The following is an 18,411-nucleotide window of genomic DNA, read 5'->3' as shown; positions in this document are numbered from 1 at the left end:
GGGGGAGGAGGGGAGAAGAGGCGGCATGTCCGACGACTGGAATGATCAGGGGGACTACTCCACGTGGGGCTGGAAAGCGGTCGTCAAAGCCGTCACCGGCCGGGACCCGGATCACCCCGAGAACAACGTCAACGCCAAGTCCTTGGTCGATCCGCAGACCGTCCAGGACACGGCCGACACCTTCTGGTACGCGGAACAGGTGATCCAGCAGAGCGCCCAGGCCATCAAGGAGCAGTCGGACGCGCTGGCCGGCGAGAACGGACCGTGGAAGGGCGCCGCGGCACGGGCGCTCCACGGGGTGATGGGCACTCTGGCCCAGCAGGTGCAGAAGCTGGGCGACACGCTCTCGGGCGGCGCGACCGGGGACTACGACATCCCGCAGCAACTGGCGAACAACGCGGCACATCTGCGTGAGGCCGGCAACAAGATCATGGACATCGACCACTTCTATGCCCAGCAGGCGTTGGCGCAGGACCCGGGCCTGATGATGGACAACGGCTCGGTGCACATCGGCGCCAAACCCAAGCTCGTCGCCATGATGTCCTCGGACATGGCGCAGGTCATGAACGTCCTGGGTTCGCACTACAAGATCACCGAGGACAATGTCGTCCAGCCGACCTCGCCCCACAACCCGGCGGCGGGCGGCGCCATGCATGCCAACTTCGGCTCGGGCGTGCCCAATCCGTACAACCGCTACGGCGGGTACTCGCCGAACCTGCCCGGCAACGGGTCGGGGGCACCGTCGTACACCTCGCCCGGCACCAGGGTCTACCACCCCATCGGCCCTCGCGGCGCGGGCGACCACGCGCCGGACCCGTACCGGAGCGGCGACACGGAGGCGATGCCGGACCTGCGCACCGACGGGGGACCGGGCGCCGGCAAGGTCCCCGACTACACCTCGTCTCCGGACCTCAGCACCGGCGCACCGGACATCGGCAGCCTCACCGCTTACCCGGACACCGGCCTGAGCGGCACCGACGCCCCCAACGGGTCCGCGAGCCCCGCCTCCTACGGCGACACCTCGCTCGGGGGCGGCGACGGGCAGGTCAGCCCCTACTCGGCCAAGAGCCCGCTCCTCCCCGACAGCGGCGACATCAGCCCCACCTCTTACCCGGACACCGGCCTGAGCGGTCTGGGCGGTCTGGGCGGCAGCACCATGCCCGGCTCCGGCGCCGCCGACCCGGCCATGGACGCGGCCCTGAACCCGGCCATGACGATGCCGAAGGTGGGCACTCCCCCGGGCCTGGGGCTGGGCGGTACGTCCACGAGGAACGCGCCCCAGAGCTCCAAGGGGAACTTCACGCCCAAGCCGTACACGGGCGACCTCGGTCTGCGCGACGCCGGGAACCTCGGAGGCGGCACGGGCACGGGCCCCGGCACCGGCGGCGCCACCCCGCACTCGCCGGCGAGCCTGCCCCACCTGAACACCTCAGGGATCAACGCACCCGACTTCAGCGGGGTCTCCCGCTACCCGGACACCGGTTTGTCCGCTGGTTCTCCGGGCGGGGTGTCTGCCGCTTCGTATCCGCACACGGGGCTGTCCGCCGGCTCTCCGGGCGGGAAGCCCATCTCTTCGTATCCGGACACCGGGTTGTCCGCTGGTTCTCCTGATGGGAAGCCCGTCTCCTCGTATCCGCACACCGGTTTGTCCGCCGGTTCTCCGGGCGGGGTGTCTGCCGCTTCGTATCCGCACACCGGGCTGTCCGCCGGCTCTCCCGGCGGGATGCCTGTCTCCTCCTATCCGGACACCGGCCTGTCCGCCGGCTCCCCTGGCGGGACCACCGGCTCCTCCTCTCCGGACACTGGCCTGGGTTCCGCCGGCCCCGGGGCGGCCTCGATGCCGCTGGGGGCCAGTGGGGGGACCAGCGGGACGAACGTCCCGGGCCACGCCGGCGGTCCGGGTATGCCGATGATGCCGATGGGAGGCATGGGAGCAGGCGGGGCCGGCGGGGCCGGCTCGGGAGGCGGGCCTTCCGACGCCTCCGGTCTCCTGCGGGGCGACGCGGCACCCTGGCGCGGTTCGACGCAGCCGGACGACATCGGGCAGATGGGCGGCGGCACCGCGTCCGGCGGCGAGGGGCTGGACTTCTCGCCGCGCGGTCTGCCCGAGGACGGACTGACGCTGGACGGCTTCGGTGACGGCCTGTCACCCAGCGGACTGTCATCCGAGGGCCTGTCCCCCGATGGCCTGCCTGCCGACGGCCTGTCGCTGGACAGCGCCGGAAGCCACTCGGACTCCGGCCTGTCCTCCAGCGCCCCGAACGGACCGGAAGCGGCGCGGCAGCGCGGCGTGGGCATGCCGATGATGCCGATGGGTGGTATGGGCGGTATGGGCGCCGGTGCCGCAGGCCGCGACGCCGGCAGCGAGCCCTCGGACGCCTCCGGGCTGCTGCACGGTTCCACCGAGGGCTGGTTGGACGCCGCCGCGCAGGGCGACGCCCCCGTGGGCTCGCCGACCGGCGCGCCGCAGGGCGGCGCCGGCCTCAGCCTGGACGGTACCGACCTCGTCGGGCAGCCGGCCCAGGCCGACGGCGCGGACGCCTCGGCGGAGCCGGCGACGGCGGCGCCCGGGACGAGCGCCCAGGCGGCCGCGGACACCGGGGCGTTCGGCGACGGCGTGCTGAACGGCCTGCCGTTCCTGGCATCGGCATGGGGCGCCGCCATGGTGGGTCAGGCCGCGCAGGCCGCCGGCTCCTGGGGTGCCGCGGGACAGCCGGCCGCGCCGACGTCGCGGACCGGCGTCGCGACCGGCGCCCACGCCGCCACCACCGGCCCCGCCGCGACGCCGTCCGGGGTTCCTCAGGCGGATCAGAGCACAGCCCCGGCGCCGCAGGCCGCGCCGGGCGTTCCTGCGACAGCGGCGGCCTCCGCCCCACAGGCCGCGCCCAACCAGGCCGCGTCGTCGACGCAGAGCCCGCCGACGCCCGCGCAGACGCAGACGAGCCGCGAGGCGCCGGAGGCCGTTCACCAGCCGGAGCCCTCTCCGACCGTCGCACCCGTCCAGCAGGCGTCGGCGGCTCCGGCCCAGACGCCCGCCGTGTCCCCCGCCACGTCCCCCTCCGCTCAGCGGGCGGCGGCCCAGTCGGCGTCCGTCCCCTCGCGCGCCCCGGCGGCCGGCACCGAACCGGCGGCGGCCTCCGCCGCGTCGGCACCAGCACCAGCACCAGCACCAGCTTCGGCTTCGGCTTCGATGCCTTCGCTGTCGTCCGTCTCGGCACCGGCTTCCGCGTCCGTACCAGCCACGGCGCCTGCAGCCGTACCGGCGCCGGCACCGGTGTCTCCGTTCGCGTCCGCCCCGGCGGCGCGCGCCTCGACGGCCTCGACCTCGACGCAGGGGCACCCGACAGCGGACACGGCGGACTCCCGGAGCACGCCCTCCGCCGCGTCCCAGACGGCCGGTGAGGCCGGTGAGGCCGGTGAGTCCGACGAGGCCGAAGCGTGGGACGCCTCGCTCCTTCCGCTGCTCGGGGGGAAGGGGAGCAGGTCGGACGGGGCGTCCGACGCGGATGCCGGGCTCCTTCGCGAGGAGCAGGTGGGCGCTGCCGGTGTGGTCGGCGCGAGTGCGTACATGACCGCTCGTGGTGCCGGCGCGGACCAGGCGTTCGCCGAGCCGACCCGGCCCGCCTGGCGTCCCAAGCCCGCCGCCGAGGGGGCCCTGCCGCGCCCCGAGTTCGCCTGCTCGGGGGCCGAGCCGGAGAAGCGGTCCGCCGCCGACCCCGCGGACACCGACGCCGAGAAGGACGACACAGCTCGGGGCAGGGGCAAGGGCAGGTCCAAGAAGCGCGACGAGGAGGGCGGGAGCAGCGTCGCCGACCTGCTGCGGCAGAGCGAGGACATCTGGGGGTGACGGTTGGAGGCTGGCCAAATAGGCAGAATCGCCTGTCCGCGCAGTCAAGATCATGTGCTCTGCGGCCGGTCCGGCACGTCACCCACGGTTGGCTGGTCGGCGGGACCGGCCGTCTGGGCGCAGTGCACAGCGTTGAGTTGAAGGGAATGGAATGTCGACTCCGTACGATCAGCAGATCGAGGATCTGCTGGCCGAGTACCGCGACGCGCGTGAGCAGGCAGTCGACACGCGCCGGCAGATCAACGAGATTCAGGCCACGGTGACCGCGCCCCGGCAGGTGGTGAAGGCGACGGTGGGCGCGCAGGGCCAGGTACTGGCGCTGGACTTCCCCACCGGCGCCTACCGCAACATGGCGCCGAAGGACCTGTCCAGGGTCATTCGCGCCACCCTCGACCAGGCCAGGGCCAAGGCGTTGGCGCAGGTGATGGAGGTGGCCGTGGAGCGGCTGCCCGAAGGCATGACGCCGGTCGACATGGTGCGGGGCAACTTCGACCCGCGGGACGTGATGCCGAAGGACATCCGGCTCCCGGACGCGGTGAAGGAGTACGTCGAGCACGGCTTCGGCCCGAAGCGCGGAGGAGTCCGGTCATGAGCGGATCGAGCGAGCCGGTGCGGGTCGACACGGAGAAGCTGCGGGCGGCGGAGCGCAAGTTGCTGGAGCTGACCAACCACGTGCGGTCGGCCGCCGAGAGATTCCAGTCGGACAGCGAGTCGTACGGCGACGTGATCGGTGACGACAAGAACGGCAAGAAGTTCCACGGTCAGTTCGACGGCCCGCACCAGGACGCCGTCAGCGCCGGGCTGGACGCCGCCAAGCTGGCGGAACGGACCACCGGCGAGGTGGGACAACTGGTCCGGGCGCTGGAGAACGTCGAACAGCACTCGACCGAGACCGGTCGGCGGCTGACCGCGCGAAACTCCGACGGGTAGCCGATGAGCGGCGCATCCGAGGAGGCGGCGGCCGCACGGCCCGCCGCCTCCGCGGCCCTCTCCATGGTGCCGGTCGCGGCGGAGGACAGCGGCCCCGCCGCGGGCTCCGGAGGGCGTGCGTCCCGGGACGCACGCGGCGCGTCCGCCGGTGCGGTGGACGGCGCGAGCGCCGATGGCGGGATGCCTCCGGTTCCGGACCATGTGCGGGAGGCCGCCCGGTCGGCCCCGGACCACTGGTTCGGCATGATCGACCCGGCCTGGTCCGGCGCCGGCGCCCCGCCGGTGTGGGCCATGGCCGGCGAGTGGCGTTCGGACTCCCGGGGCGAGGTCGTCGAGTGGCGTGACAACGAGCAGTACCGCCCCTCGCCCGTCGCGCTCGGCTGGGCCGGCCCCACGGACCCGGTGGACGCCGCGCTGCAGTTGGCGGCGACCGGTTACGGCCGGGCCGACGCGGTGACGCGGGAGCTGGCGTCCGCGGAGGTGGCGGTGTTCGTCGCGCCCGGCGGCGGTCTGCTGTCCGCGGTGTCGCCGGACGACGAGTCCGCCGTCGTGCCGGTCTTCACCTCCCCGGACCACCTGCACAACGCCGGGCGGCTGTCCTTCCAGACCCTTCGGGCCGCCGAGCTGCTCGACCGGTTGCCGGAGGACCATGTCATCTACCTCAATGCCTCCGGTCCGGTGAGCATGACCGTGGAGCCGGGGATGCTGCGGGAGGCGGTCGAGGCCGTCGGCACGGTGAACGAGGAGGACGGCTGGCTGGGAGCGCTGGACGACATCCTGCCGGTCGTGCGGCCGGAGACCCCGACGGACGGCGGGGCTCCGGTGGACGGCGGGACGCCGCGGCGTTCCGCGGAGGAGCTTTCCTGACCATGTTCGGTCCGGTCCTGGCGCCCTCGGGGCTTGTGCCGTCGCGTGCCCTGCCGAGGGGAGGCGCGTCGGCGTGAGCATCATGATGCCGAGCGGGCTGAAGTGGGTCGCCGACCTCGCGGGCGGCGAGTGGCCCGAGGCCGACGAGGACAAGTGCTGGGAGCTCTCCCAGCGGCACAAGGACTACGCCGCGGACATGCGCAGTGCCGCGGCGTCGGCCAGGGAGGCGCTGGCGGACTTCAAGGCCGGTGTCACCGGTGGTACGGCGCAGCAGTTCGCGGCGTTCCTTGAGAAGATGGCCGCCAATTACGAGCAGGTCGCGGACTCGGCGGACGAACTGGGCGACAACCTGGACGAGTTCGCGCTGAACGTGCAGTACTCCAAGATGATGATCTTGGCGATGCTGGGGTGGATGGCGGCCGAGATCGCCTTCTTCGCCTGGTGGGCCCCGGAGGCCCTGCCGGAGATCTACGCCCAGGGCCGGCTGGCGATCGGCATGATCATGCGCCGCCTGTTGATGGCGACCGGGGTCAACGCGGCGGTCGGTGCGGGACTGTCGCTGGGAATCCAGGGCATCCAGTTCGCTCTGCACCGGCGCCACTCGCTGGACTGGAAGGAAGTGGGCGTCGCCGCGGGGGCCGGGGCGATCAGCGGTGCGATCACGGGCGGCCTCTTCGCCGGGGCGGGCCTCAGCAGGATCGGGCAGAAGACCATCAGCACGCTGCTGGGCAAGATGCTCGTGGGCGGCGCCGGCGGCGCGGCGTCCATGGCGGCCACCAACGCGGCGTTCGACATGGACGGTTCACCCCTGCTGGGTTTCCTGGCGGGTGCGGTGGGCGGTGCGATCGGCCACATCCCGACGGCTAAGGCCAACTTCAACGCCAAGTACGGCGGTTTCCGTTCGTACTTCGGCAACTTCAGGAACCCCCCGGCGCTCGACCTGCCCGATCTGGGGGCCGGGTCGGGCAAGGGCGGATTCAAGGACATCGGATTGGTCAACCGCGGTCCGAAGGTCCGCAACGGCTACTGGGAGCTGGGCAGCGACGGCGGGTCGGTGCGTGAGGGCCGATCGGGGCCGCCCGGGGAGGACGGTCGTCCGTACAGCTCGTCGGGGCTCTCCGGCGACAGCCGGACCCTCCTGCCGGGCCGGAACGGCGGCGCGACCGACGGCCTCTCCGTGGACGCGCCCACCTCGTCACGTGGTTCCGGGTACAGCCCGGCGGTGTTCTCCGGGTTCTCCGGTGACAGCCGGACGCCGCTGCTGCGGGGCGCCGGGGACGGCTTCTCCACTGAGGCGCCCCCCTCGTCGCGCGGTACGAGCTCGGAGTCGTCTTCCGGTCCGGCCACATCGGTCGGCTACCCGGCGACCAGGGACGGGTCTTCCTCGACGTCGAGCGGCTCTTCCTCGGGCGGCCAGGGGGGCCGGGGCGGTCCGGGTGGTCGGCGAGGGGCCGGGGGGCGCGAGGACCACGCGAGCGGGTCGGGCGTCTCGTCCCTTTCGGGCAGGAGCGGTGTCGACGGCCTCTCGGAGGTGTCGAGGCCCGACGGCGACGACGGGACGCCGAACGTCCGGGAAGCGCCCGGCAGGTCCGGCATCGACGCGCCGTCGGAGAGCGGCCGTGTCTCCGCGGGGACGCCGTTGACCCCGGACAACCTGGCCGGGGTCCCCGGCCCTCGGAGCGGACGGTTGGACTCGTGGCTGGACGGCGCCGAGCACGCCGAGGCGCCGCGGAGCGAGGCGCCGCAAGGCGAGCACGGCCTGCCGAACTTCGAGGGGCCGGCCCGGCAGTTCGGACAGGAGGGCCTGGCCGGGTTCGACAGGCCCTCGCACCACCCGTCCGCGCCGGAGCAGCACGTCGTCACGGGCGACGGCCGGGGCCCCGGGGCGCCGCGGCCCTCGCACGAGGTGAGCGAGCAGGGCCACCACGGGGCGGGGAAGGGCGTCGCCTCCGGGAGTGTGGACCGTGGTGGGCCGGGCCCGAGTGCCGTGGAACCGGTGCGGTCCTCACACCAGGACGTACCGGCCGAGGGCGGGCCGCAGGGCGCGCGGCCGGTCGAGGAGACGGGCCAGGGCGGCTCGCAGACGGCGCACGGCGGGCCTGACGAGGGTGTGCGCCAGGTCCACGACGCGCCGGGTCAGGGCGTGGCGGACCGGTCTTCGCGCTCCGAGGGGCAGGGCACGGGGCAGGAGGGAGGCGGCGTCTCCGGCGGGCTCACGGGCGCGCCCGTGAGCACCGGGGCCTCCTCGCGTCCCGCCGAGACGGCGCCGAGGGGAACCGGGCCGACCGCCCGGGAGCGTCAGGCAGAGCAGGTGGAGCGCGTAGAGGACGTCACCGACGCGGCTGGTGGACACCAGGTCGAGCGCTACCCCGGCTTCGATGAGTCGAACGGCCCGTGGCAGCCGGTCGCGTCGCCGGTGGAGCGGGGCGGCGGCCTGTCGGCCTCCGGGCCGAGCGGTCCCCGGTCCGCTGACGCCCCGAGCGCGTCGGCGGGCGGACCGCCCTCGAACGGCGCGCGGGGGGCCGCGACTGGTCCCGGCGGCGCGCAGCTCCCCGGGCAGGGCCTGGTGCGGGAGGCGCCCGGCGGCCCGTCCGGAGGCGCCGGCACGTCGCGTCCGGTGACAGGGCCCGGGGCGCTCAGCCTGTCGTCGGACCGGCCGTCGGTGAGTTCCGAGGGCCCGGCACAGGGCTCCACGAGGTCCGGTGCGTCCGGTGCGTCCGAGGCGGGCACGGGGGACTCCACCGGTCAGCGTCCGGCGACCGGCGGGACCGAGCGGACGCGGCAGACCCGTCCGGCGGCCGGCCCTGAGGCCCGCTGGTCGCAGGATGACGAGACGTTGGCGGGCTCCGAGAGCGCCGAGAGCATGGCGCCGAGTTCCTCGGAGTCGAGCGTGTTCGGCGACGCGGATTCCGCCGGGCGGCGAGCGGGATCGGCGGCGACCTCGGTCGCCGGGGATACATCGCACGAGGAGTTCAGGGCCCCCGACGCGCCGACTCATGATCCCGGCGAGAGCAATCCGATGCGGGACGCGCCCGACGCGCCCAACACCCCATTGACGGGTATGGCGGAGATGGGGGAGGGGCTGGCGCAGCGGTCGGATGCCTTGGACCAGGTGGCCCGGGAGTCCGGGATGGGCCGCGGCATACGTCGCGGGTTCACCGACGACATCGACGAGGCGATCGCCCGCAGGCAGTGGACCTCGGCGGTTGATCACCTGTCCGCGTTCCGGCAGGCGACCGGCGCGTACGTGCTCGACCAGCGCCTGAGGGCCTTCGACAGCCATATCGAGCACGGCTTCGACCGCTTCGAAAAGCTCGGTGCGGACCGTGCGGAGTGGCAGGCCAAGGTCAACGCCGTCCAGGAGGCGCAGCGCGGCGACGACCTGGACCGGACGGACGCGGCCCTGCGTGACTACACCAACTTCGTCGAGCAGCAGCTGCCGGCCGAGGTGCTGATCGGCAGGGACGCGGCGCAGCCGTACGACGCCGTACTTGAGGACCTGCGGCGTGAGCTGGCGCAGACCTCGGACCCCCGTCGGGCACGGGACATCGGATCCGAGCTGAACGAGCTCCTGGACACCGCCGAGATGCGGGACCGGCTCGACCAGCTCCGCCAGGACCGCACCGATGAGGTGGAGACGGCACTGCTGCGCCGGATCGAGAACGCCGCTACCCAGGAGCAGGCGGCGCGAGCGATGGAGCAGCTTGAGCAGCACCGCGCAGATCGGGAGTGGCAGGACCGCCTGGACAGCATCTTCGCCGACGAGGCGGAGGAGGCCGGTACCGGAAGCGGTCGTACGCCGGTTTCCGATGACGACCTGCGAGCACGTTTCGACATGCTGAAGGGTGACCAGGACGATCACGCGCGGGGGCTTCAGGCCCGAGTGGACGGGGACGACGCGCAGGACGCGGCCCGCGCGTTGGAGGAGCTGCGCGAGTACCGGGTCGATCAGGGCCTCCAGGAGCGGCTGGAGCGCCTGAAGCTCGGCGCGGAGCGCGAAGCGCCGCCGAGTGAGGAGGAACTGACCGGGCGTCTGCATGCCCTCGGCGAGGGGCAGGACGACCGGCGCACGGCACAGCTGCGCCAGGAGCTGCGGGACGCGTCGGACAGTGCGGCGGCGGAGCGCAGGTATGACGCGCTGCAAAAGCACCTGGGCCGCCTGGAGAGGGGCCGACTGAAGAATATCGATCAACTGCGGGGAAAAATAGAGGAGTTGCAGGCCCAGCGGAACGATGCGCTGGTGAACGCCATGCCGCGAGACCCGGGCGCGGACACGGAGGGCGTCGGCGCCGGGCGCGGCATCGGTGAGCCGCCGGAGCGGCGGCCGGACCCCGAGTCCGGGACGGTCGCCGAGCTGCAGAGCCGCATCGACGGGCTGCGGGAACAGCTTGATGCCGCTCTCACCCAACGGGAGCACCGGCAGGCGCTCGACGAGGAGTTGAGCCGACCCGTCGAGCGACCGGACGACGGCCGGCTGGACCGCATCGTCGACAAGGGCCTGGGACGGGACGAGGACCGTGGGGACGGCAGCCCCGATTCCTCCGGCGAAGCTGCTGTCTCACAGTTGCCGAGTCTTCATGACCTCCTCAAGGACGAGGGCCTGTCGGGTGCGGCTCGCGCCTCCTCCGAGGACGGTGACGGGCTGGGTTTGCCGAGTCTCGACGACTTCCTTGAGAACAAGAACCTCTCGGGTTCGCCCGGCGGTCGTTCCGACGACGATGCCCCTTCGGAGGCGCCGGGGGGCGCGGGGCTCGCGGAACCCGTCGGGGGCTCGCGCCCGGCGGACGACCCGACCGGATCAGGGGCCCGCGCGGGCGACGGCGTGCCCGCCGGGAGCAGCCGCGAACCGGAAGGCCCCGCGACGAGGGACGAGCCCGGTGACACCGTTCCCGGCGAGCAGCTCATGATGGCTGAGCGGACACCCGAACTGCCTCGGGAGCGTCCCCAGGAGCTTCCTCAGGGGCCGGCCGCCACCAGCAGCCGGGCCGCCTACGAGGCGCTCGCCAACGAGGCGCGGCAGAAGGCGGAGGCGCTGTCGGGCGCCGCCGGCGAGGCGCCCGTCGCAGAGGGCGCTTCCGCGCCGGGCGACCGGCGGGGTCACCGGCCGCCGACGCTGGAGGACGCTCCGGAGGAGCCCGCGGACCGGACGGAGTCGCCCGCGCCCGCCGGACACACGTCCGACGTGACGCGGGAACACGAGACGGCGGGGTCCGGGACGGGCGAGCCGGAGGCCGTACCCGTCGCCGCCCGGACGCACGCCGACGAGCCCGCTGCGGACTTCGGGGGGGAGCGGGAACGAGGACAGGAACAGGAACGAGGACAGGAACAGGGCTCCTCGCCCGTTCGGACCGGGACCGCGACCGCGCTGGACGACATGCGTGCGTCCGCCGCCCGGCGGGACGAGGCGTACCGCGCGTTCGACGCATTCCTGGCAACCCGCCCCGACCTCGCCGGCCCGGCCGGCCCGGTGGACAAGGTCCGCGAGTGGTTCGCCGACGCCTCGATGGAACAGGGGCGGGGCACCGGCTTCGACGAGCTGACGCCGCAGATCGACGACCAGCTCAAGGCAGCGCAGCGGGAACGGTTGGCCCATGAGGCGGCCCAGAAGGTTTTCGAGGATTACGTCGAGCCGGTGACGCGGTCGGGGCCTTCCTTCCGCGGACGGTGGTTCTCGGAGACCCCTCAGGCCCAGGAAATTGAGGACGCGTTCATGGCCGCCGCGGTGCCACGGGTCGCCGAGGCCGGGACGCGGCAGGAAGCCGGGAACGGCGGCCGGCTGGACGTGGAGAACGGCCCGCTGCGCGACGTCGTCGCGGACTTCCGCACGCGCTTCGAGCAGGCGTACCAGGACTGGAGCGCCGACCACGCGGCGAAGACGGCGTTCGATTCGGCCACCTGGCTGCACGGCAAAGACGGCGCCTCGGACCTCGCCCTGGGCACCGCGCGGGGGGACTACCAGGCCATCGACTGGTACCGGCACCAAGTGGGCCGGATGGAGCAGGACTTCATCGAGGGCTGGAACGCGGCGGGGCGGGACGCCGCCGACGTACGGCAGCCCGGCATCGAGCAGACGGCCCACGAGGACGCTCAGGGACAGGAACGGCAGGAGCAGACCCAGGCCGCGAACGATGCCGCGCGGCGGGTCGAGGAGGAGCGGGACCGCCTCGCCCAGGACCTCCGGCGCAACGCACTGGACCTCATGGCGCAGGCTCGCACCGGCGGCCACTTCGACCAGCAGCTGAAGCAGATCGCGGACTCCGCCTCTCCGGGCGACTGGCACCCGCAGGTCTTCGGCTGGTACAGGAAGGAGCGCCAGGCCCTCCTTGAGGAGTTCACCGAGGACTTGCGCGGGATGGGGCCGCGCGCCTGGGACGGACTGTCCGCGGACTTCGAACAGCGGCTCGCCGCCTTGCAGAAGGCCGGTCGCGACCGCGACCTCGCCTACCAGGAATTCGCCACTCTCGTGGGCGAGTCGGCGGCGGCCGGGACGGCCCCGGAGCGGCCCGACACGCACCAGTGGATGGCGGACCGGACCGACGAGCTGCGTGACGCCTACGTAACGGACCGGCTGGCGGAGAAGGCCGCGGAGCAGGCGGAGGCATGGCGGAGCCAGGACACCACCGGCCGGCGGCCCGAGCTCGTACCGGCCCCCTCGCACATCGGCGCGGACGACTGGCGGAACGCCGCGTGGCAGGACGAGCAGATCCGGATCTACGGCAAGTACGACGCCGAAGTGGAGCAGGCGGCCGAGGACTTCGGCGCTGAGCAGCAGTCCGCCGAGCGGATCGCCGCCGAGGACGGGGTGGTGGAGCAGACGGCGCCGCGGGAAGGCCCGTTCGCGCTCTCCGACGAGCAGCGGCTCGCCTTCGACGCCGCCTACGTCGCCTGGGCGGCGGGGCCCGAAGGGCACCTGGTCCCCGAGGGCCTCCGGGACCAGGTGCGCCGAAGCACTCTCGACGGCCGTGCCAGGGAGGTCTTCACCGGGGCCGACGACACCCGGGATGTGCCGGGGAGACTGGCCGACACGTTCACCCGTGAGGGGGTGCGGCAGACGGTCCTGGACCGCGCGCGCCGGACCTTCGACGCCATCCTGGGCGACGCGCAGGAGGCTCTCGACAAGATCAGTGCCCCCGATATGGGGCAGTACCTGGCCGACGCGTTCCTCCGCGAGGGTGCGCGGCAGAAGGCGCTGGGCGCCGACGACGCGCTGACCGCGTCCGGGCAGCACGGCGAGGAGCGGGACCCGGCCTTCGAGGCGGCGGCGGCCCATGTGTGGCCCCTGCTCGAAGAACGTCTCTCCAGCGCCGTGGAGGAGACCCTGCCCACCGGCCCCGGTCTCCGCGACAACCTGCGGGACACCCTGGACCTCGGCACACGGAAGTGGCGCCAGGAGCTCGGGTGGGCGAAGCAGGCGCTGGCCGCGCGCGTCGTCTACGAACAGGCGCGGGAGCGCGTCGAGCAACGTCTGAGGGACATCGCGGAGCAGCCCCAGGAGCACCTCGACGCCGACGGTCACGCCCAGTTCGCCGCGTTCGAGGCCGAGGCGCGCGAGGCGGTGGCGGCCGGTCCCGGTGCGGTGGGACGTTCGCGGTTCTACGCGAGCGGCCTGCACCTCGCCCCGGAGAGCTGGGACGCGCTGCGGGCCGAGGCGCGGAACACGCTGGACGAGGCGTTCCGCGGCACGTTCGACGACATCTCCGTCGGCGACAGCACCCGGACGCGGACCGGGCGTCTGACCGCCTGGCACGAGCAGGCCGACAGGGTGCTCGGCGGACTGCCGGAGCGCGCCGCCCATCAGGCGATCCGTGAACACCTCGTGCACGACGCCATGGAGCGGTCCGGCGAGGCACTGGAATCCTGGCAGGAGCAGCACGGCGGGAACGCGATGTCCTCTCCGCGCCTCGGCGATCTCACCGGTGCCCCCCTGACCCCTGGCGTCCGCGACAGCGTGCGGGCGGGCCTGACCCGTGACGTCCTCGGCCTGTACGACGACCACTTCGACGGCGCCGAGTTCGGTTCCGATGGCCGCGGCGGCCGGATGAGGGCCTTCCACGAGGCCCTGCGGAAGCTGACCGGGCAGGAGGAGCTGAGCGCGCGCATCCTCCGCGAGTCCACCTGGCAGGCGGCCAGGGAACAGGGCGAGCGCGTCTTCAGTGACACGCTGGCCGGCTGGCAGGAGGCCCACCCGTCCCGCGTGCTCACCGCGGACGAGATCGCGCGGGCTCGCGAGGGGCACGAGGAGCGCGTACAGGCCGCCTTCGGCTCCGTCATCGGCCAGGGGCTCTTTCCGCCGGGGGAACTGTCGGCCAAGACCGGGCCGTGGAGCGCCGCACTGCGCGACATGGCCGGCCTCCTCCCCGGTCACCTCGCCTTCGAGGCCGAGGAGGGGGCCGCGCTGCACGCGGCGGGACGGGCGTTCACGACGCTGCGGGGCGACCGTGCCATGGCGGCGGACCGTCTGAAGGACATCGCCGACAACTTCCGCGACGACTGGATCAACGCTCGCAAGCTGTGGGCGCCCCGCACCCTTTCCGACACGTGGGGGCAGCGGGAGGCGGCCGGCACCGACGCCTTCTCGGCGGGCCGGGCCGCCGGTTGTGGCATGCGGTGAAGGAGGAGTTGAAGCGCCTGCACCATGAGCATCTGGATCCGCCCGCGGTGGAGGATTTGCGGGACCTGCTCGCCGACCGGCCTATCGGGTTCAAGAACGCCGACAGCCGGGAGCTGGGTGCGTATGTCGCGCTCGGCATGGTCCAGGACGGGATCGCGGCTCGCGCCGGCGCGGCTCGGCCGTGGTTCTCGGGGCTGCTGCGGGGCGGGGGTTCCGGGCGGGAGAAGGAATTCACCTTCCCGATGGCCAAGGACGGCGTCTCTGAAATCGGCGAATTCATGAAGGATGTCGTGGCGGTGGGGCCCGACGGGGACACGTCCAAGCTGACCATCGAGATGAAGGACGTGTACACAGGGCCGGACGGTGAATATCACCGGACGGTCGCGAGTGCGATCGAGGCCCGGCAGAAAGCGGGCCAGCCGATTCCGGATGATGCGGACCCGGAGGAGATCGATGGCTTCGTGCAGCAGGTCGCCATCGCTGAACCGATCTTCGGTGTGGCCAGCACGCTGCCGGGTGAGAATTACGCCGACCGGCAGGAATTGTACCGCCACGAACTCCAGTTGGAGGAGGCGTTCGAGGGAATATCCGGTGCGGCGGGAAGTGCTCCGAGTATTCCCCTCCAGAAATTCCTTCCGGAAGGCTGGACGATCACGGAGGAGGGCCAAGGCTGGAAGATCGGGCCGCGGCCGATCGGGGACTGGCCGGGCTCGCACGACCACTTCAACGAGGGCGTGCGTCCGAGTGTGGGGCATTCCTTCCTGCGGTATGTGTACGAGAACACCTGGCGGGATCAGAGCCATGGCTACTACACGAAGGATCATCTGGGCGACGCGCTGAAGTTCGCCGATCTCGGTGCCGCCAGGCAGCTTGTCCGGGAAGCTCGCGGCGAGGACTTCGGTCATGAGGAGGTCGCGGACGCCATCGGGATGCTGGACGGCCTTCCCGATGCCGCTGTGCAGGCCCGCCGGTTCCATGACGCCGTCGTGTATGTGACGGCGGCCATGATGGTCAGCGGCCGTCTCGGAAACGCGCTTTGGAAGGCTCATGCCGCGGTGCTTCCGCGGCATGAGCTCTATGAACTCTTCGACGCGCTTCCGGAGCGTACGCAAAATGACTTGAAGGACTCCGCCGAGGAGCGGCTGGAGGACTTCGACCGGAGCATCCAGGCCAGGATTCCGGACGCGGCGGACATCTATTACAAGCGCATGGGGCTGCGGAAGCCTGAACCGGAGGAGGCCGTCCAACCGCTGGATTACAATCTGCCGGATTTCGAGGGCACCGTGGAGGATCTGCTCCTCACCGGATTCGGAGTTGCGGATGACTTCGTCATTCTGGAAGAACAGCTTGGTCTGACCATGCTTCCGGATCTGGACGAGGGAAAGGCCGTGCTGGAACTGCGCTCCGTCGGTAAGCGGCACGTCACGGCGAAAGAGTCGCAGGGCTACGACCTGGGGCTGTCGGGGAAGGTCCGGGAGCTGGAGCCTTGGGCGGAGCGTTTGGCGCATCCGTCCCGCGAGGATCTGGCCCTGAACGAGAAGGCGCGTGAATGGCTGCGGCTACCGGCCGAGGACCGGCGGAGCACCCCGTGGGCGGGTGCGGGGTCTCGTGACGGATTCGCGGCCACAATGCCCCCGTCGCAGCGGCCGGAGGGCCTGCGGCTGGGCAGCGGACCACTGCGGGGCGGGGCTTCCGGTTCTCAGGGGGGCGCTGGCCTTCCGCCGTTGCCCAGGGGGGATGAAGACGGAAAACTTGCTGATTTGTTTGAGACGGCGGCGAATGGCGATTACCGGGAGGTGGAGTGGGGCGATGTCCAGCGGATGGGCTGGTATCGGGATCTGCATCCGGATCACCGGGAGCGCCTGGGGGCGGCCGGTTTCGCGGCTATCGGGGAGTTCTTGGAGGAGAGCCGTAATACGGTTGTCGCCGCTGTGGATGGTTCTGCGGGTTGGGAGGAAGCGAAGTTTTTGGCGGATGCGCTGAGGCTGAGGGAGAACCTCAGCGCGTATGACCCGGCGATGGTGTCTTTCCTCGGGGGGCATGTGCGGGCGGCTGAGGGTGAGACGCTTGCGCTGGTCCGGGGGCCGGTCAGTGAGTTTGGTCGGCATGTGCCGTTTACCGAAATGCTGGTTCCGCATCCGGGGCCGTGGGCCATGATGGAGGGTCCTGGTGGGCTGGCGGGTTCCATTGAGCATGTTCTGGGTCCTCTTAGCCGGGCGTTGATTCTCACGGATAATGAGATGGCCGTGGGGAGTCAGGCGGCGGGTCTTGTCAGGAACATCGAGGCCGTCAATGCGGCCCTTGATGGTGAGCCCGGTTATATTCCGCTTGAGGTGGAAACTGTCGATGCGCGTTCTGCGATATCGCCGTCTGCGGACCAGCCGGGCAAGGAACAGATCCTGCTGGGTGAGGTGCCGTTGTTGCTCCGGCATTCGGGTCCGTTCAAGTTGGTCACCGTCACCCGGGGGGCCGGTGACTGGAATGTGCGCGTCGAGCCGTCGTCGGGGCAGGGGCTGAGTGGGGGTGCGGTCGTGCGGGAGGCCGGCCGGCGTACTGAGGTTCATGTGAGCGGTGGGCGCGAGGGCCGGGGGGCCGGGCGTCTCGTCGTCACGCAGACGTCGGTTTCGGGGTCGGGGGAACCGTCGGCTTCCCGGCCGGTGGTGCAGAGGTATGAGATTGCCGCGGACGGCGCTGTGACGCGGCCTGACGGGCAGGTGCTGTATGGGCAGGGGTGGTTGAGGCAGGGGCTGGATTTCGTTCACGATCTGGGTGGTGCGCTGCGTGTGGGCAGCGGCGTGTTCGATTTCTCCGTGCCCGCGGCGGGTGATGAGCCGTTGTCGGTGGATCTGGCTGGGCCGTCGTATACGTTGCGTGTGGTTCCGCCGCGCTATGAGCAGATCAATGGCGGGGTTCAGCAGGCTGGTCTGGAGATGGTGCCGCAGGGGTCGGCCTCCGGGGTGGCTCCGGTGCGGATTCCGTGGCGTGTGGTGTGGGACGCGCCGGTCGGCGAGGGGATCACGGAGCCCGGCCCCGGCAGCCGGGCGGAGTCCGTGGAGAACCCCGTCACGGCTTGGTCCGAAGTTGTGGCATGCGGTGAAGGAGGAGTTGAAGCGCCTGCACCATGAGCATCTGGATCCGCCCGCGGTGGAGGATTTGCGGGACCTGCTCGCCGACCGGCCCTTCGGGTTCAAGAACGCCGACAGCCGGGAGCTGGGCATGCATGTCGCGCTCGGCATGGTCCAGGACGGGATAGCGGCTCGCGCCGATGTGGCTCGGCCGTGGTTTCCGGGGCTGCTGCGGGGTGGGGCGTCCGGTGGACCGTGGGGTGCGGGCGGGCCGGGGCGTCCCGAGTTTTCTCGTCCTCCGTCGGTGTCGAGTGAGTGGTACTCGTCGGATGACGACAATGTGCTGGGCGAGGAGTATTTCCGGGAGGAGTATCAGCGGTACGCCCGGGAGACTTCATTTGTTCCGCAGCCTACAGTTGGTTTTGGTGACAGCGTTTACGGACCGCAGCCGGAGGATTTGCCGGTCGCGCGGATCGGGGAGCTCGCAGGAGGGGATTTTCGGGTTGCTTATCGTACGGATGTGGAGCCGTTGTTCCGGTGGGATACGCGCCCGCCGGAAGTGATTTTTGACGAAGGTTTCCGTCCGCACAATGACAAGCGTCCGGTGAGCCTTCGATTCTATCAGGTCGATCGTATTGAAACGGCGTTGGTGAGTACGTCGCGTGATGGTGCGTTCGCGGAGGAGGGGGCTATTCCTGATTGGGTGGCGCAGAATGGCGTTGCGTATCGGTATCATGTCGATGCGCCGGGTGGATACGATTTCATGGCGAGTCTTCCTCGGCATGCGTATCCGTCGCAGCAGGAGGTTGCTTTCTGGAAGGGTATTCGGTCGGAGTTCATTTCCAGGGTGACTATTTTCGATGGTGATGGAAATGTGCTGGGGGTTCAGTGGAATCCGCGTGCGTCTGCTGCGGCCGAGGTTATGCGGATGCGTCGGGGCCCGGGTCTCCGGCTGGATTCCGGTTCTGGTTCGGGCGGTGTGCCGGCGGGTGAGCTGAGCCGGGAGGATCTTGGGTTTTTGGTGCCGGAGGTTCGGCGGGAATTGGGCCGGTTGATACCGGGGGCCCGGTACCAGCCCTCGCCGGATGAGG

General features: G+C 71.5%; 6 protein-coding genes and 1 pseudogene. All 7 read left to right on the top strand.

Annotated features, from left to right (window positions below; translation table 11 throughout):
• Positions 1–25 precede the first annotated feature (25 nt).
• Positions 26–3,847, top strand: coding sequence for a hypothetical protein (locus tag IF55_RS36060; protein WP_030884214.1), 3,822 nt, complete (start codon positions 26–28; stop codon positions 3,845–3,847).
• A 151-nt stretch (positions 3,848–3,998) separates the two neighbouring features.
• On the top strand, positions 3,999–4,439 hold the full coding sequence (locus IF55_RS23415) for a YbaB/EbfC family nucleoid-associated protein (protein WP_030884211.1): 441 nt from the start codon (positions 3,999–4,001) through the stop codon (positions 4,437–4,439).
• A complete protein-coding gene (locus tag IF55_RS23410; RefSeq protein ID WP_030884207.1) occupies positions 4,436–4,777 on the top strand; it encodes a hypothetical protein in 342 nt (113 codons plus the stop codon). The genes IF55_RS23415 and IF55_RS23410 overlap by 4 nt, the downstream gene beginning before the upstream one ends.
• A 3-nt stretch (positions 4,778–4,780) precedes the next feature.
• On the top strand, positions 4,781–5,644 hold the full coding sequence (locus tag IF55_RS23405; protein WP_051776169.1) for a type VII secretion system-associated protein: 864 nt from the start codon (positions 4,781–4,783) through the stop codon (positions 5,642–5,644).
• Between the two features lie 82 nt (positions 5,645–5,726).
• Positions 5,727–14,255: a WXG100-like domain-containing protein gene (locus tag IF55_RS23400; protein WP_483855348.1), complete on the top strand. Its 8,529-nt coding sequence runs from the start codon at positions 5,727–5,729 to the stop codon at positions 14,253–14,255.
• Positions 14,252–17,380, top strand: coding sequence for a hypothetical protein (locus IF55_RS23395; protein WP_157857236.1), 3,129 nt, complete (start codon positions 14,252–14,254; stop codon positions 17,378–17,380). Before IF55_RS23400 ends, IF55_RS23395 begins: the two co-directional genes overlap by 4 nt.
• Positions 17,381–17,471: 91 nt before the next feature.
• Positions 17,472–18,206, top strand: a pseudogene (locus IF55_RS41515) (scabin-related ADP-ribosyltransferase); the annotation flags it as partial.
• Positions 18,207–18,411: the final 205 nt, after the last annotated feature.

Source organism: Streptomyces varsoviensis, from assembly GCF_000718635.1.
GTDB classification, from domain to species: Bacteria; Actinomycetota; Actinomycetes; order Streptomycetales; family Streptomycetaceae; genus Streptomyces; species Streptomyces varsoviensis.
This window is presented reverse-complemented; position numbering and strand designations above follow the sequence as displayed.

Bases quoted from the DNA above. Each gene is read 5' to 3' on its own strand.
- IF55_RS36060 (WP_030884214.1), top strand. From the start codon at position 26: ATGTCCGACGACTGGAATGATCAGGGGGACTACTCCACGTGGGGCTGG.
- IF55_RS23415 (WP_030884211.1), top strand. From the start codon at position 3,999: ATGTCGACTCCGTACGATCAGCAGATCGAGGATCTGCTGGCCGAGTAC.
- IF55_RS23410 (WP_030884207.1), top strand. From the start codon at position 4,436: ATGAGCGGATCGAGCGAGCCGGTGCGGGTCGACACGGAGAAGCTGCGG.
- IF55_RS23405 (WP_051776169.1), top strand. From the start codon at position 4,781: ATGAGCGGCGCATCCGAGGAGGCGGCGGCCGCACGGCCCGCCGCCTCC.
- IF55_RS23400 (WP_483855348.1), top strand. From the start codon at position 5,727: ATGATGCCGAGCGGGCTGAAGTGGGTCGCCGACCTCGCGGGCGGCGAG.